The 14,988-nt window shown below is 56.2% G+C and carries 12 protein-coding genes; 9 read left to right on the top strand and 3 right to left on the bottom strand.

Annotation, left to right across the window (positions count from 1 at the left end):
• The first annotated feature begins 8 nt into the window (after positions 1-8).
• From asnB to HX786_RS02330, 9 genes are all read left to right on the top strand, one after another.
• Entirely contained in the window at positions 9-1,937 is a 1,929-nt protein-coding gene (gene asnB, locus HX786_RS02370) for an asparagine synthase (glutamine-hydrolyzing) (RefSeq protein WP_177008091.1), read from the top strand.
• 99 nt (positions 1,938-2,036) lie between these two features.
• A complete protein-coding gene (locus HX786_RS02365) occupies positions 2,037-4,181 on the top strand; it encodes a bi-domain-containing oxidoreductase (RefSeq protein WP_032899671.1) in 2,145 nt (714 codons plus the stop codon).
• Positions 4,182-4,462: 281 nt separating this feature from the next.
• On the top strand, positions 4,463-6,007 hold the full coding sequence (locus HX786_RS02360; protein WP_371136004.1) for a heparinase II/III-family protein: 1,545 nt from the start codon (positions 4,463-4,465) through the stop codon (positions 6,005-6,007).
• A gap of 2 nt (positions 6,008-6,009) precedes the next feature.
• The gene (locus HX786_RS02355) at positions 6,010-7,227 is read left to right on the top strand and encodes a glycosyltransferase family 4 protein (RefSeq protein WP_177008088.1); all 1,218 of its coding nucleotides are present in this window, start codon (positions 6,010-6,012) and stop codon (positions 7,225-7,227) included.
• Positions 7,224-7,820: a sugar transferase gene (locus tag HX786_RS02350; protein WP_177008087.1), complete on the top strand. Its 597-nt coding sequence runs from the start codon at positions 7,224-7,226 to the stop codon at positions 7,818-7,820. Before HX786_RS02355 ends, HX786_RS02350 begins: the two co-directional genes overlap by 4 nt.
• A complete protein-coding gene (locus HX786_RS02345; protein ID WP_178911676.1) occupies positions 7,817-8,443 on the top strand; it encodes an acetyltransferase in 627 nt (208 codons plus the stop codon). Before HX786_RS02350 ends, HX786_RS02345 begins: the two co-directional genes overlap by 4 nt.
• Positions 8,444-8,542: 99 nt before the next feature.
• Positions 8,543-9,721 carry a DegT/DnrJ/EryC1/StrS aminotransferase family protein gene (locus HX786_RS02340; protein ID WP_008437721.1) on the top strand — a complete coding sequence of 393 codons (1,179 nt, stop codon included), beginning with the start codon at positions 8,543-8,545 and terminating at the stop codon, positions 9,719-9,721.
• Positions 9,722-9,885: 164 nt separating this feature from the next.
• Positions 9,886-11,880, top strand: a complete 1,995-nt coding sequence (locus tag HX786_RS02335; protein WP_008437723.1) for a nucleoside-diphosphate sugar epimerase/dehydratase — start codon at positions 9,886-9,888, stop codon at positions 11,878-11,880.
• Between the two features lie 111 nt (positions 11,881-11,991).
• Complete coding sequence (locus HX786_RS02330; RefSeq protein WP_008437725.1) at positions 11,992-12,324, top strand: ComEA family DNA-binding protein; 333 nt, start codon at positions 11,992-11,994, stop codon at positions 12,322-12,324.
• Between the two features lie 28 nt (positions 12,325-12,352).
• Here the strand turns inward: HX786_RS02330 and HX786_RS02325 are convergent, their stop codons facing one another.
• The 3 genes from HX786_RS02325 to eat form a co-directional block, all read right to left on the bottom strand.
• The gene (locus HX786_RS02325) at positions 12,353-12,931 is read right to left on the bottom strand and encodes a TetR/AcrR family transcriptional regulator (RefSeq protein WP_178903007.1); all 579 of its coding nucleotides are present in this window, start codon (positions 12,929-12,931) and stop codon (positions 12,353-12,355) included.
• 100 nt (positions 12,932-13,031) lie between these two features.
• Positions 13,032-13,199 (bottom strand): DUF2897 family protein, encoded by a 168-nt coding sequence (locus tag HX786_RS02320; protein ID WP_008437727.1) that lies wholly within the window; start codon positions 13,197-13,199, stop codon positions 13,032-13,034.
• A 110-nt stretch (positions 13,200-13,309) separates the two neighbouring features.
• Positions 13,310-14,674, bottom strand: coding sequence for an ethanolamine permease (gene eat / locus HX786_RS02315; RefSeq protein ID WP_003218757.1), 1,365 nt, complete (start codon positions 14,672-14,674; stop codon positions 13,310-13,312).
• Between the last annotated feature and the right edge of the window lie 314 nt (positions 14,675-14,988).

The raw sequence follows: 14,988 nt of genomic DNA, 5'->3' as shown, positions 1-14,988 counted from the left end.
AAACTGATATGTGCGGAATTTTGGGCTACATTCACAACGGAACGCGGGAATCTATTGACTTCTCTTCAGCGCTTTCGTTTATTCGACGTCGTGGGCCTGATGATCAAGGCGTCTGGGCCGATACCGACGTTGGTGTATGGTTGGGCCAGGTGCGCCTTTCCATTCTCGATACCACTTCCGCCGGTCACCAACCCATGGTCTCTGCCGATGGGCGAGTGGTCATGGTGTTTAACGGTGAAATCTATAACTTTCGGGAGTTAAGGGCTCATCTCGAAGCGGCGGGTGATCATTTTTCCAGCCAGTCCGACTCCGAAGTATTGCTCGCACTGTTCTGTCGTTATGGGATTGAGTGTTTAAACCGCTTGAACGGGATTTTCGCGGTCGTATTCTGGGAACGCGACACTGAAACGCTTTGGGTGGCTCGAGATCAGATGGGCGTCAAACCCCTCTATATCCATTCCAGTGATGGTTGTTTTGCATTTTCAAGTGAAATGAAGGGCTTGATCCGAGGCGGCTTCAGTAAAACTGAAATCGACCCGCAAGCCGTACTCGCGCATCTTGGTTTTCTCTGGTCGCCGGGTGATCGGACGATCGTGCGGGATATCAAAAAGGTTTTACCTGGCCAAGCGTTATGCGTCCGTAATGGGCATATCGAGAAGAGTTGGTTTTACTACGAACTGCCGATTTCCGAGAAACCCCTGACAAAAACGGTTGCTGATGTCGCTGTTGATGTCGCCGATGCCGTCAGGACTGCCGTCCAGCGTCAGTTGGTGTCCGACGTACCCTTGGGTTCATTCTTGTCAGGCGGCTTGGACTCCAGTGCCATCGTCGCGTTCGCAGCGCAGGAAATGCGCGATAAGGGGCGGTTGCAGTGCTTCAGTATCCGTGTAGACAACGGCTCCACTGCGAACGAGGGGTTCGCCGATGACCTTCCGTACGCACAGCGCGTTGCCAAGCATCTGGATGTCGACCTGCATGTCGTAGGCGTCGGCGATGAGATGATGGATCGTCTGCCTGAAATGGTTTATCTGCTCGATGAACCTACGCCGGATCCGGCGGCGCTGAATGCGTTGTTCATCTCGGAACTGGCAAGCCAGAACGGCATCAAGGTTCTGCTGTCGGGTGCTGGGGGAGATGACATTTTCACGGGCTATCGTCGTCATTTCGCGTTGGCGCAAGAGCGTTGGTGGGGCGGAATGCCTCGACCGCTGCGTTCGGTTTTGGCCAGCAGTTCAAACCTGCTTCCTGCATCCTCTCCGCTGTCTCGTCGTCTCGGGAAGGCTTTTCGCTATGCGGACTTGCCTGCTGATGATCGCTTGATCAGTTATTTCCTCTGGCTTGAACCTGAACAGGCGTATGGCCTGTTGGCGCCAGACTTGCGACGCCAGCTGGCGGCCGATGATCTGTTTGCGCCGATGCGAGAAACACTTTCGCGGCTGCCTTCGGATGCCACGCCCCTTGATAAAATGCTCACCCTGGAGTGCAAGCATTTTCTCACCGATCACAATCTCAACTACACCGACAAGATGGGTATGGCGACGGGCGTTGAAGTGCGTGTGCCGCTGCTGGATCTTGACCTGGTCCGCCTGGCTGGCTCACTGCCATCGGATATCAAGCAAAAAGGCCGGGAAGGGAAATGGATTTTCAAGAAGGCCATGGAACCCTATCTGCCTCACGACGTCATCTACCGGCCCAAGACGGGCTTCGGCGTACCGCTTCGCAACTGGTTGCAAGGACGCCTGAAGCCTTTGGTCGATGAGGTGCTTTCTCCTGCATCCCTGCTGAAAAGGGGGATATTCGATCCCAAGGCGGTGGCGCATCTGATCGAAGCAGATCGTTCAGGCCGGATAGACGCTGCTTATACGTTGTTCGGCATCGTTTGCATGGAACTCTGGTGCAAACAGTATCTGGACGGCGATTTCGCCCTCGACGGTTGAGTGGGCGGCGACGCCACGGCCTTATCCGATGGTAGGATACATAGCTCTATACAAGTTTCTCAGTGATGAGTGAATTTTTAACTTTATTGGTGTGAATGCATGAAGCAGGTTGTTCAGAACATGGCTAGCGGTGAGACGTCATTGGTTAATGCACCCGCTCCCGCCGTTCGTAGTGGCACGCTAAAGATCCATACAACCAATACGCTGATTTCTGCTGGCACGGAACGCATGCTGGTAGGGTTTGGCCGTGCCAACTGGTTGGAAAAAGCTCGCCAGCAACCTGACAAGGTCCGCATGGTTCTGCAAAAGGTCCAGACCGATGGCTTGGCGACAACGGTGGAAGCCGTTCGCTCGAAGCTTGCGCAGCCGTTGCCGCTTGGATACTGCAACGTGGGTGTTGTGGGTGCCGTGGGCAATGATGTGTCCGGGTTCAAGCCGGGCGACCGTGTGGTTTCCAATGGTCCTCATGCCGATATCGTTGTTGTTCCCAAGAATCTGTGTGCCTTGATTCCGGACTCGGTCAGCGACGAAGCCGCTTCGTTTACGGTGCTTGCCAGCATCGGCTTGCAGGGCATTCGTCTGGCTCAGCCGACATTGGGTGAAACCTTTGTAGTCACCGGCGTAGGCCTGATCGGACTGATGACGGTCCAGCTCCTGCGGGCTCAAGGCTGCCGGGTACTTGCCGTTGACTTCGATGAGCAAAAGCTGGCATTGGCTCGCAGTTATGGCGCCGAAACCTGCAACCCCGGCAAGGGCGAAGATGTTGTTTCGGCGGGAATGACATTCAGCCGCGGAAGAGGGGTGGATGGCGTCATCATTACGGCGTCGACCAAGTCGTCCGACCCGGTCACCCAGGCGGCACACATGTGCCGTAAGCGTGGGCGCATTGTTCTGGTAGGGGTAACCGGGCTTGAGTTGAGTCGAGCCGACTTCTATGAGAAGGAACTGACATTCCAGGTTTCATGTTCTTACGGGCCCGGGCGCTACGATCCGAGTTACGAAGATCAAGGCAACGACTTCCCGATAGGTTTCGTTCGCTGGACTGAGCAGCGCAACTTCGAAGCCGTCCTGGACATGCTCGCCAGCGGCCAATTGGAGGTCAACTCGTTGATCTCCCATCGGGTTGCATTCGAAGACGCCGCGGATGCCTATCAGACGCTTACGACGGATAATTCGGCGCTGGGCATCATTCTTCAGTACACCTCGGAAGAGACCGAGCGAAACATCAAGGAAGTGGTGCTGGCACCTGGTGCGGTAGCCAGTTTCGACCCGGTCAAACCCGTGGTGGGCTTCATCGGTGCAGGAAACTATGCATCAAGAATGCTGATACCGGCATTCAAGGCCGCAGGGGCTCAGTTCCATACGATTGTGACTGCCGGTGGCATCAACGGTGTAATACACGGCAGCAAGGCCGGATTTGCACAAGCCTCGACTGATATCAGTGCGATGCTTGGCGAGAGCACGATCAACACTGTTGCAATTGTCACCCGGCACGACAGCCATGCCCGTTTTGTCGCGCAAGCGCTGGAGGCGGGTAAACATGTGTTCGTCGAAAAGCCATTGGCCATTGAAGCCCAGGATCTGGCAACGGTTGAAGAGGCCTATCGAAAGGCTGTCGAACAAGGGCTCAAGCCACATTTGATGGTGGGGTTCAATCGACGCTTTTCGCCGCAGGTGCAAAAGATGAAGGCGTTGCTCTCGGCTGTAAAAGAGCCCAAGTCTTTCATCATGACGATGAATGCCGGAGCGATTCCCGCAAATCACTGGACCCAGGACCCGTCAGTCGGCGGTGGGCGCATTATTGGCGAAGCGTGTCATTTCATCGACCTGATGCGTTTTCTCGCGGGCAGCAAAATTGTTTCGATCCAGGCCCGCAGAATGGGCGATACGCCTGCTGTTGCCATTACGGAAGATAAAGCGGCGATCACCCTGGGGTTTGAGGATGGCTCTTTCGGCACCATCCTCTATCTGGCCAATGGCGCTTCAAGCTTTCCAAAAGAGCGAGTTGAAGTTTTCGCTGCCGGACGCGTCCTGCAACTGGATAACTTCCGCAAGTTGAAGGGTTTCGGCTGGCCGGGCTTCAGCAAGCTGAATCTCTGGAAACAGAACAAGGGGCAAAGCGAGTGCGCTGCAGCTTTCCTGGCAGCGGTGCAAAACGGGGCGGTCACGCCGATCACTTCCGATGAGATTTTCGAAGTGGCGCGCGTGAGCATTGAAGTTGCCCGGATTCTGCGCGAGCAATGAGCCTTCTTCTTGTTAAAGCCAAAACTGCGATAGCTCTCGGTTTTGGCAATCTGGCGCGTGCATTGACGTATCGGCTCGGGGTCAAGACTGGCTTGAACCCGGTCCGACGCCTTCGGGCTGAAATTCCTCAAGGCCCGTTTTTTGCGGAAAGTGCGAGGCAGGCCGGCTCGTTGCCATGTGCGTCCCAATGGGATTCCCAGGTCCGGTATTTCGGGTTCTGGGAGTGCCCGGTATCGGACGCACCCCCTGACTGGCATTTGAATCCGCTGAATGGAGTTCGAGTGCCTGATCCCGGCCGGGAATGGTGGCGGATTCCTGATTTTGATGCCGCTGTCGGTGATATCAAGAATATCTGGGAAGCTTCGCGATTTGACTGGACGTTGGTCTTTGCCCAGAAGTCCTGTGTTGGCGGGTCTTCAGGGACGGCGCAGTTAAACGGTTGGTTGACGGATTGGTGTGTCAACAATCCTCCCTATTGCGGTCCGAACTGGAAGTGCGGTCAGGAGGCGTCCATTCGTGTCCTGCACCTGGCGATGAGTTCGGTCATTGTCGAACAGTTTGCCAACCCGTTGCCGGGGCTTGTGGATCTGGTCCGACTGCACCTCAAGCGTATCGAGCCGACGCTGAGCTATGCGATGGCTCAGGACAATAACCACGGGACTTCCGAGGCGGCTGCACTTTTTGTCGGCGGCAGTTGGTTGACCTCAAGCGGTTGCCCCGAGGGCGAACGCTGGCAGCGATTGGGGCGCAAATGGCTCGAAAACCGGGCCGCTCGGCTGATCGAGCAAGATGGCAGTTTCAGCCAGTACTCCGTCAATTATCATCGGGTGATGCTCGACACATTTTCCATGGTTGAAATCTGGAGAAACAAGCTGGGGCTCCCGGCGTTCTCCGCCACGTTCCAACTCAGGGCTCGCACAGCCGCGCATTGGTTATTTTCGTTGGTCGACGAGCACACTGGAGATGCTCCGAACATTGGCGCAAATGATGGTGCCCGGCTGCTGCCACTGACGGATACGGACTATCGCGACTTCAGGCCTTCGGTCCAGTTGTCCATGGCGTTGTTTGCCGGAAAGAGAGCCTATGAGGCGGCAGGTGAATGGGATTTGCCACTGCAATGGCTGCTGCTGCCCGGCCCATCGGCGGTAGCGGAGCGTCCAGGTAGCCAGCTGTTTGATCAGGGTGGTTATGCATTGTTGCGGCGTGAACAAACCTTCGCTGTATTGCGCTACCCGCGCTTCCGGTTTCGCCCCAGCCAGGCCGATGCCCTGCATGTGGATCTATGGCGTGCAGGCATTAACCTGCTCCGGGATGCAGGTACCTTCAGCTACAACACCTCTGCCCAGTGGCTGAGTTATTTTCCGGGTACCGCCAGCCACAACACCCTTCAATTTGATGGGCGAGACCAGATGCCGAGGCTCAGCCGGTTTCTGTTCGGGGAGTGGTTGCGTACGCGCCAGGTCGAAAGCCTGGTTGAGCAGGCTGGAACAAGCGCCTGCGGCGCCACGTATATCGACGGTAACGGCGTCCGTCATAAGCGGCATGTGAGCCTGAGCGACACCGGCATGCTGGTCAGGGATGAATTTAGCGGATTCAAGGATCGTGCAGTTCTACGCTGGCGTTTGCAGCCGGGGGACTGGCGGCTTGAGGGCGACGTCCTGACCAACGGCTCCCATCGATTGTCGGTTGCAGGCAGCATGCCTATCGTGCGACGAGCGCTCGTCCAGGGTTGGGAGTCTCGTTACTACTTACAAAAAACTGAAGTGCCGGTGCTTGAGGTTGAGGTGACTTCGGCGGGCGTTTTGACTACGGAGTATCACTGGTAGACATGAAAGTCCTTTATTTTCATCAGCATTTTTCTACTCCGAAAGGAGCGACCGGTATCCGGTCCTATGAGATGGCCCGCCGCCTGGTTGCGAGGGGGCATCAGGTGACGATGGTCTGCGGCAGCTACGGTGGTGGCCAAACGGGGCTGGAAAGCCCTTTCGTTGGTGGAAAACGCAAAGGTACCGTCGACGGTATCGAGATCATCGAATTTGACCTGGCGTACTCCAACAGCGATGGCCTGTTCGTTCGAGCGCTCAGCTTTTTAAAGTTTGCAGTGCGCAGTATCGGTATTGCGCTAACCGAGCGTTACGACCTGGTCTTTGCGACCACGACGCCATTGACAGCCGGTATCCCCGGGATATTCGCCCGGTGGTTTCGCAATAAGCCGTTTGTATTTGAGGTCCGGGATCTCTGGCCCGAGCTGCCGAAAGCGATGGGCGTCATTCGTAATCCGGTAATCCTTGCCGCCATGTCTTTTCTTGAGTGGGCAAGTTATCGCTCGGCTCACCGGGTCATTGGATTGTCTCCAGGTATTGTGGATGGCATTGCGCACCGCGGTGTGGCGCGTGATCGAATCGAAATGATCCCAAACGGTTGTGACCTTGATATTTTCAACACGCCTGCTGAGCCATGGTTGCCGGCTGGAGTGGATAAAAGCCATCTGGTAGCGGTCTTCGCGGGTACTCATGGAGTGGCCAACAAGCTGGACGCGGTGCTCGATGCGGCTCGAGAGCTTAAACTGCGTAAGCGCGATGATATCCGGCTGGTTTTGATCGGGCAGGGCAAGCTCAAGCCCGCGCTTCAGAAGCGTGCAGCGGAAGAGCAACTGGACAATGTGATATTTCATGACCCGGTGAACAAGGCCCGGTTGTCCGGTTTGATGGCCAGCGCGGACCTGGGGCTGCAGATATTGGCAAACGTACCGGCCTTTTACTACGGAACGTCGCCTAACAAGTTTTTCGACTATATCGCGTCAGGGTTGCCTGTTTTAAATAACTACCCGGGCTGGCTCGCCGAGATGATTTCCACCGAGAACTGCGGTTTTGTCGTACCTCCAGATGATGCTGCGCTTTTCGCAGATGCGTTGATACAGGCGGCAGATGATCGTGACGAGCTGCGGGCGAAGGGCGCACGAGGCAGAGAATTGGCGGTCAGAGAGTTTGACCGACGTAAATTGGCTGACCGGTTTGTGGATTGGCTGGAGGGTGTTGCCAGATGATCAAGCGTGGTTTTGATTTATTTGCGTCGTTGCTTGGACTAATTCTGCTTTCTCCGGTCATAGCAGTAATTGCCTGGAACATTCGCAAGAAATTGGGATCTCCCGTTCTGTTTCGTCAGGTTCGACCAGGTCGGAATGGCAAACCGTTCGAAATGATCAAGTTCCGTACGATGCGTGATGCTCATGACGCAAACGGTGAGCCTTTGCCAGACTCCCAGCGCATGACAGCCTTTGGCAGTTTTCTGCGATCCAGCAGCCTGGATGAATTGCCCGAGTTGTGGAATGTGGTCAAGGGCGATATGAGCCTGGTGGGCCCGCGACCGTTGCTGATGGAATACCTGCCTCTCTACAGCGCCGAACAATATCGTCGCCATGAGGTTCGCCCTGGCGTCAGCGGCTGGGCACAGGTCAACGGGCGCAACGCAATAGGCTGGGAAGAAAAGTTCAAGCTGGACACCTGGTATGTCGATAATCAGTCTTTTTGGCTGGATATGAAGGTGATTTTCCTGACGATCAAGAAAGTTCTGGTGCGTGACGGTATCAGTGCCGAAGGCGAAGCTACAGCATCGAAGTTCACGGGCTCCAAGCCATGAGCCGCCTTGCGGTGCTGGGTGCAAGCGGCCATGGCAAAGTCGTCGCGGATACGGCCGAATGCTGCGGTTGGGACACGATTGAATTCTTTGATGACGCCTGGCCCGGTTTGCTTCGAAATGGTGCCTGGAGCGTCGTAGGCAACACCGAGAGACTGTTGGCGGCTGTGCATGAATATGACGGTGTGTTGGTGGCGATCGGCAATAATCGGGTTCGCCAGGCAAAACTGGACCAGATGAAGGCGGCAGGCGCTACGCTGGTAACGCTGCGCCATCCGGATTCAACCGTCAGCCGGTATGCCACGCTTGGTGAGGGGTCGGTGGTGTTTGCTGGCGCGGTGGTAAACGCCGATGCCAAAGTTGGCAGGGGCGCTATTCTCAATACGGGCAGCAGTGTCGACCACGATTGTCTATTGGGGTCGTGTGTGCACATCAGCCCCGGCGCCCGGCTTGCAGGGGGCGTCTGCGTACAGGATCTGAGCTGGATTGGCATAGGTGCCTGCATACGACAACTCGTGAGCATCGGTTCACAGGTCATGGTTGGTGCGGGTGCCGTAGTTGTCAGAGACGTGCCAGACAAGGTTACGGTCGCCGGCGTGCCGGCCAGGTTATTGGACGGCTCTTGAAAAGTCGTCGCCGCGCGAACAGCGGATTGAGCGAATTGCAACGGGGCTCGTAGTGACGAGTCTTTCATATTTTCGAATGAAAACTGACGGGTACTGGTTGTGTTGAATTCACCATTTTCTCCTTGGCCTTCTTTTACTGAAGAGGAAGCTGACGCCGTACGTGATGTGATTCTGTCCAATAAGGTCAACTACTGGACCGGTACACAGGGGCGTGAGTTTGAGAAGGAGTTCGCTGCATGGGCGGGCACCGAATACGCCATCGGCCTGGCTAACGGAACGGTTGCCCTGGACCTTGCCTTGAAGGCGTTGGGTATCGGTGCTGGCGATGAAGTGATTGTCACCTCACGCACGTTTCTTGCTTCCGTCTCGAGCATTGTGAATGCCGGGGCTGTTCCGGTTTTCGCCGATGTGGATCGCGATTCGCAAAACTTCAACGCGCAGACTATCCGCGCTGTACTGACTCCTCGCACCCGGGCCGTAATCTGTGTGCATTTGGCTGGCTGGCCTTGCGATATGGATCCGATCATGGCCCTGGCCGAGGAATTCGACCTTAAAGTGATCGAAGACTGTGCCCAGGCCCATGGCGCCCGTTACAAGGGGCGCCCGGTGGGGTCAATTGGCCATATCTCTGCCTGGTCCTTTTGTCAGGACAAGATCATGACCACAGGTGGCGAGGGCGGAATGGTCACAACCAACGATCGTAAGTTGTGGTCGGACATGTGGTCGTTCAAGGATCATGGCAAAAGCTGGGAAGCTGTCTACGAACGTAACCATCCTCCTGGTTTTCGCTGGTTGCATGAAAGCTTCGGTACGAACTGGAGAATGCTCGAAGTTCAGGCCGTCATCGGTCGGATTCAGCTCAAGCGCATGACCGACTGGCAGGCCAGCCGGCTGGCGAATGCCGGGCAGATATGGGAGTGCGCCAGCCAACTCAAAGGCTTGCGTGTGCCAATCATGCCTGAGGGCAGTGTTCACGCGGCGTATAAGTGCTACGTGTTTGTCGAGCCTCAGGCTCTCAAGGCCGGATGGGATCGTGATCGTATTCTGGCGGAGATTTCGGCACGAGACGTTCCGGTATTTTCCGGTTCCTGCTCCGAGGTCTATCTGGAGAAGGCGTTTGACAATACTGGCTGGCGTCCGGCGAGCCGGTTGCCGGTAGCACGGGAGCTCGGCGAAACAAGTGTAATGTTTCTCGTGCACCCGACGTTGACGCAGCATGAGATCGACAAGACATGCTCGGTGCTCAAGGCCGTTATGCAGTTGGCTACCGAAGAGTAATCAGTTAGACAGTCAGGAATGCCCGTCTTTGTTTGCAACGCAGAAGGATTTGAGCTGCGGGCCAGTCAAATGGAATTTTCCATCATCATGGTATGAGGTCCCTTGGAATCATCCATGGTGGTGGCGGATGTACTTTAGGAGTAACAGAGGTGTTTCAAGGCGTTATGGATAAGTTGAGAACCTTATTACTGGGTTTAACGCGGCGGCAGAAACGTGCCTTCCAGGTAGTGACCGACGTTTTTCTTGTCTGGTTTGCCCTTTGGATGGCCTTTGTCGTTCGTTTGGGGATTGATGAGCTGATCAATCCTTTCACTGAATACCTATGGCTATTCCTGAGCGCCACGGTCATCGCTATTCCGCTGTTTGTACGGTTTGGTATGTACCGTGCAGTCATGCGCTATTTTGGAAACGATGCGCTGATCGCAATTATCAAGGCCGTCAGCCTGTCATCGTTGATTCTCGCGCTGGTTGTTTACTGGAGCGGCAACCATCAGTTGTTTGTTCCACGCTCGGTCATCTTCAATTACTGGTGGTTGAGCATGGTCATGATCGGGGGGCTACGCCTCGCGATGCGCCAGTATTTCCTGGGAGATTGGTTCGCGGCTGCGCAACATGTTCCTTTTACCAATCGAGATGATGGACTGCCGAAGGTGGCCATCTATGGTGCGGGGGCAGCCGGTAATCAATTGGTTGCTGCATTGCGCATGGGGAGGCTGTTGCGTCCTGTCGCCTTTATTGATGATGACAGCAGCATTGCCGATCGTGTGATTTCAGGCTTGCATGTCTATAAGCCAAAGCATATCCAGCAGATGGTTGACGTCACCGGTGCCCAGCAGATTCTTCTCGCCATTCCGTCTGCCAATCGTGGGCGCCGCCGGGAGATATTGACCTTCCTGGAGGGGTTCGCACTCCATGTGCAAAGCGTGCCCGGTTTTATGGATTTGGCCAGCGGGCGAGTGAAAGTCGATGATATCCAGGAAGTTGATATTGCTGACTTGTTGGGCCGTGACTCTGTCCCTCCTCAGGACGAGCTGCTTGAACATTGCATCAAGGAGCAGTCGGTTCTTATAACCGGGGCGGGCGGTTCAATCGGGTCTGAGCTTTGCCGGCAGATTCTCACGCTGCAACCCACGACACTGCTGTTGTATGAGCATAGCGAGTTCAATCTCTACAGCATCCTGCAAGAGCTTGAGCAGCGAATCGTGCGTGAGTCGCTTTCAGTTAAGTTATTGCCAATCCTGGGTTCTGTGCGCAATCAGGAAAAGCTCTTTGACGTCATGAAAACCTGGCGCGTGAACACGGTCTACCATGCGGCGGCTTACAAGCATGTACCGATGGTCGAGCATAATATTGCTGAAGGCGTGCTGAATAATGTGATGGGCACGCTGAGCGCCGCGCAAGCCTCTTTACGCGCCAATGTGGCGAACTTCGTGCTGATTTCTACTGATAAGGCGGTGCGTCCCACCAATGTAATGGGAAGCACCAAGCGTCTCGCAGAAATGACACTGCAGGCGCTCAGCAGTGAAATTGCTCCGGTGCTTTTCGGTGAGACTTCGAATGTTTCCCGTGTGAACAAGACCCGCTTTACCATGGTGCGGTTCGGCAATGTGCTGGGCTCATCAGGATCAGTGATCCCGTTGTTCCACAAGCAAATCAAATCCGGTGGCCCGCTGACGGTTACGCACCCCAAGATTACCCGGTATTTCATGAGCATCCCTGAAGCCGCTCAATTGGTTATCCAGGCGGGCTCCATGGGGCTGGGCGGTGACGTATTTGTTCTGGATATGGGCGAGCCGGTGAAAATCGTCGAGCTGGCCGAGAAGATGGTGCACCTTTCCGGCTTGAGTATTCGCTCTGATAAAAATCTTCAAGGTGACATCTCCATTGAGTTTACGGGGCTGCGTCCCGGCGAAAAACTTTATGAGGAACTGTTGATCGGCGACAACGTAGTCACGACGCCGCACCCGATGATTATGAGTGCCAATGAAGACTACTTGCCCTGGGAGGTGTTGAAGGGCCGATTAACGGAGCTGCTCAGCGCCGTTGAACAGGATGACTACACGCGTGTGCGTCAGTTGCTGCGCGAAACGGTCAGCGGCTATTCCCCGGACGGTGAAATCGTCGACTGGATCTACCAGCAGCGTCGTCTTGAGCCCTGAGCTCACACCCTGTAACTCACCCATTTTTGACTCTCCCCAAACATCGCCTAAGTTTGAAAAGCAGCTTCGGAAAAGCTGCTTTTCCCTTATCGATGTCATGGAGTGTCACCTATGCGTAAAGCTTATTTCTCATCCTTTGTCTTTGCCTTTCTTGCCAGCCTCTCCCTAGCCACTACTGCCGCACCTTCCACCAAACCCGAAACGCCAACCTCCATTTCCACACAAATGACCAAGGTCGACCACACCACCAAGGTCAGCCTCAACTCCGCAGACGCCGAAACCCTGCGCCGGGACCTCTTCGGCATTGGCGCAGCCAAAGCCAAGGCCATCGTCGCTTACCGCGAAACCAACGGGCCCTTCACTGCGATAGATGAGTTGCTGGAAGTAAAAGGTATCGGCAAGGCATTGCTGGAGAAGAACCGCGACAGGCTTGAGGTCAATTGAACATCTGAAAAGCAGGCGAGGAGGCCGGTCATTGACCGGCTTTCTTCTGGCCGCAGAACCCCGCTTTCAAGCTCCCCCGCACCACATCAAGAATCCGCGTGGCCAATTCGGCGCTCTCCACACTTCTTGCCAACACCAACGCTCCCACCAGCGTCGACATCAGCACAAGGCCCTGTTCGCGGGCATTCGGGCTCTCGAGGGCGGCTTCGACCTGCTTGAGCCGGGCGTTAAGCACCTCATCCGTCGTCCTGCTGTTCTGCCCGCGCAACCCCAGCTCGGAAGACATCGTGGGCAGCGGGCACCCCTCATGAGGTGATGTCTGATGCCATTGCGACAGGTAGCTATCAATGAACGCGTCCAACGGTCGCTGTTGGCTGAACAGCTTTTTGCAATGTTCATCCAGTTGAGCTGCGGCCTCTTGCAACGCCTTTTCCACCAACTCGTCCTTTGACCTGAAGTGCGCGTAAAACCCGCCATGCGTCAGGTTCAGCGACTTCATCAGCGGCTGCAGGCCGGTAGCGCCAATGCCGTCGCGGCGAAAGCGTACCGAGGCCTCCTTGATGATGCGCTGGTGGGTTTGAGCTTTGTGGTCTTGTGAATAGCGCATGGGAAGGCCTCCGAAACATCAGGCCATATTAACCAAGCTTCGCTGGGCATACGCGGGTGTTTACAAAATTGTGCGGCTCAACAATGGAGCCGCTTCAGTCTCAGCGATCCTGCGCATCCTTGGCGTCCGCTTGGGCATTGCGTTCTGCCACGCGCTTACGTTGTTCATCAGTCAATTCAACCTTGTTGGCGCTGTCTCGCAGCATCAACAAACCACCGACGATCGAACCGATCGCGACTACTAAAATCAACCAGGCATACCACGGCATAGGGCTCTCCTTGAGGCAGCAAACCGTGGGGAGATTTCCCACGGTAATGACTGCTTTGAGTAACGGGCTTTCTTAGTAGTTCATTGTAGGCCCGTTCTGCCCCGGTAGCCTTACAGCCCGGTCAACATAGCGTCCGCCGGTGCATCGGCGCGGTCTTGCGCGGTCAGTTGGAAGTACACAAAACCCACCACCATGAAGCCCAGGAAGATCAGCCCGATCAGCGCGTTGAACCACGCCATGGCCACCAGGCAGACCACGGCCAGTACCAGCGCAATCCCCGGCACGATTGGATAGCCCGGGGCGCGGAAGGTCCGCTCCAGCAGCGGTTCGGTCTTGCGCAGTTTGAACAGGCTGAGCATGCTCATGATGTACATGACGATGGCACCGAACACCGCCATGGTGATCATCGCGGCGGTCAGGGTCATGCCGCCCAGGTTGATCAGCCCGTCGCTGTAGATGGCGGCGATGCCGACGATGCCGCCGGCGATGATTGCCCGGTGCGGCGTCTGGAAGCGCGACAGTTTGGCGAGGAAGGAGGGCAGGTAGCCCGCGCGCGCCAGGGCGAAGAATTGGCGGGAGTAACCCAGGATGATCCCGTGGAAGCTGGCCACCAGGCCGAACAGGCCGATCCACACCAGCATGTGCAGCCAGCCCGAGCTGTCGCCGACCACGGTTTTCATCGCCTGGGGCAGCGGGTCGTTGATGTTCGACAGGGTGCGCCAGTCACCCACGCCACCGGCAAAGAACATCACGCCCATGGCCAGAATCACCAGGGTGAGGATGCCGCTGATGTAGGCCTTTGGAATAGTGCGCTTGGGATCTTTCGCCTCTTCGGCCGCCATGGCGGCGCCTTCGATGGCGAGGAAGAACCAGATGGCAAAGGGTATGGCCGCAAACATTCCGGCGATCGCCGGTGCGCCGAAGGTGTCGGAGCCGGCCCAGCCGTTGAGGGCGAAGTTGCTGAAGCTGAAGGCGGGAGCGACCACGCCCATGAACACCAGCAACTCGGCCACGGCAAGCACGCAGACCACCAATTCAAAGGTGGCGGCGAGCTTCACCCCGAGGATGTTCAGGCCCATGAACACAATGTAGGCGCCGACGGCCGCATGTTTCGGATCGAGGGCCGGAAACTGCACGTTCAGGTACGCGCCGATGGCCAGGGCGATCGCGGGCGGGGCGAAGACGAACTCGATCAGCGTCGCCAGCCCGGCAATCAAGCCACCTTTCTCGCCAAACGCCCGGCGGCTGTAGGCAAACGGGCCGCCAGCGTGAGGAATCGCGGTGGTCAGCTCGGTGAAACTGAATATAAAGCAGGTGTACATGGCGGCGACCATTAACGAGGTCACCAGGAAGCCCAATGTTCCCGCCACGCCCCAGCCATAACTCCAGCCGAAATACTCTCCGGAAATCACCAGCCCGACTGCGATGCCCCACAAATGCAGAGTGCCCAAGGTGGGTTTGAGTTGTGTGTTCATCGTGTAGCGCTCCCTGAACGGTTTGGAATGTTTCAGGGCATTGCAGCGGACATGCCATTAACCAAAGCCGTGTCGTAAAGGCGCCGAACTGTCGCCGAGGGAACGGTTTGGCGTTTGAATCATTTCAAGCGCTGCACCAGATAAGGGCGTTGGTGTCTGGTCTGACGCTATCGCGGGCAAGCCCGGCTCCCACATTTGAAGTGCATACCCCCCGTAAACCCCGCATAAACCCACTCTTTACGCCGTCTTTACGCCCCACCCATACCGTCGCTCTCGTTCCTTTACGCCACTCCTGCGGACAATCCTCCTACACG

Origin of the sequence: Pseudomonas sp. 21615526 (genome assembly GCF_013386245.1) — a bacterium.
GTDB lineage: Bacteria > Pseudomonadota > Gammaproteobacteria > Pseudomonadales > Pseudomonadaceae > Aquipseudomonas.
Note: the sequence above shows the minus strand (reverse complement) of the source record. Positions and strands in the feature narration are given on the sequence as shown.